At 67.6% G+C, this 1,339-nt stretch carries 1 protein-coding gene; it reads left to right on the forward strand.

The features are described from left to right. Positions 1-198: 198 nt before the first annotated feature. Positions 199-1,339: glycosyltransferase (locus G3N97_RS38795; protein WP_205997997.1), on the forward strand; the 1,141-nt coding region annotated here is incomplete at its 3' end.

Genomic DNA, 1,339 nt, shown 5'->3' on the forward strand with positions numbered 1-1,339 from the left:
TGGCGCGCCGTGCGCGGCGGAGCCCGCGAAGCGCGCCGCGCGCCGGTCTGAAAGACGCAACGCACGGAACGCCAAACGCGCACGACGGAACGCCAAACGCGCAGACAGAACGCGCTACGCGGCGCGAGGAAGACGTTCATCGGCATCGAAGCGCCGATTCGCCCGCGCGCCTGCAATCGAATTTACGGAGGACCTCGAATGAGCGGTACCCAAGTCCACGTGCACCTGTTTTACGGCGCCGATCCGCGCCGTTACCGAAAGGGCGAGAATATCGGTTGCCTGTACGGCTACCATCACGCGGAATCCGCGGAATTCGCTCTCAATTACGCCGAAGACGCGCGCGAAGGCACGCCGGTGCGTTTCGCGCGCCGCGCGCTGAAAGCGGCGCTCGGCTTCGATCTGATTCACGCCTGGCGCAATCGCCGCGCGATTCTCGACTCGGACGTGATCTGGACGCATACCGAGCAGGAGCATCTGGCCGTCGCCGCCGTGCTGCTAATGCATGCGAAGAAGGGCGGCGCGCGTCCGCTGCTGCTCGCGCAAAGCGTCTGGCTGCTCGACCGCTGGCCTGGTTATGGCGCGCTGCGTCGCGCCGCGTACCAGCGTCTGCTCAAGCGCGCCGATCTGCTGACCACGCTCGCGAGCGAGAACGCCGCGCTGTGTGGCGACTTCTTCGGTCGCGACGCGCGCCACGTGCTGTACGGCCTCAATACGCAGGACTTTCCGCTGCGTCCGCCGTCGCACTGGAAGCCGAATACGCCCGTGCGTATCGCGGGCATCGGCAACGATCGCGACCGCGACTGGACCACGCTCGCCGCCGCGCTCGGCAACGACGCGCGCTACCAGGTGCGCATCGCCACGCGCCGCCGCATTCCGGCCGAAGTGCGTGCGCCGAACGTCGAAGTCGTGCGCGTATCGGGCCTTCAGCAACAGCATGCGCTCTATGACTGGGCCGATATCATCGTCGTGCCGCTGCGTCCGAACACGCACGCCTCGGGCATCACGGTGATGCTCGAAGCCGCCGCGCTCGGCAAGCCGATGATCGTGACGAAAGTGGGCGCGCTCGAAGATTACTTCGACGAGAAGGCCGCGTACTACGTCGAGCCTTTCAACACGCAGCAGTTGCGCGACGCCGTGAACGCGCTCGTGGACGATCCGGCGCGCACGCTGGCGCAGGCGCGCGAGGCCTGCGAGCAGTTGCAGACGCGCGACCTGACGACCGAGAACTTCGCGCGTCAACACGCGCAACTCACGCGCGACATGCTGCGCGAGCGCGATCCGCGCGCTGCGTCCGCGAGCCGTGCGGGCGCGATGAACGGCGCGAGCGGCGCGAACAGCG

Origin of the sequence: Paraburkholderia sp. Ac-20347, assembly GCF_017104805.1 — a bacterium.
Lineage (GTDB): Bacteria > Pseudomonadota > Gammaproteobacteria > Burkholderiales > Burkholderiaceae > Paraburkholderia > Paraburkholderia tropica.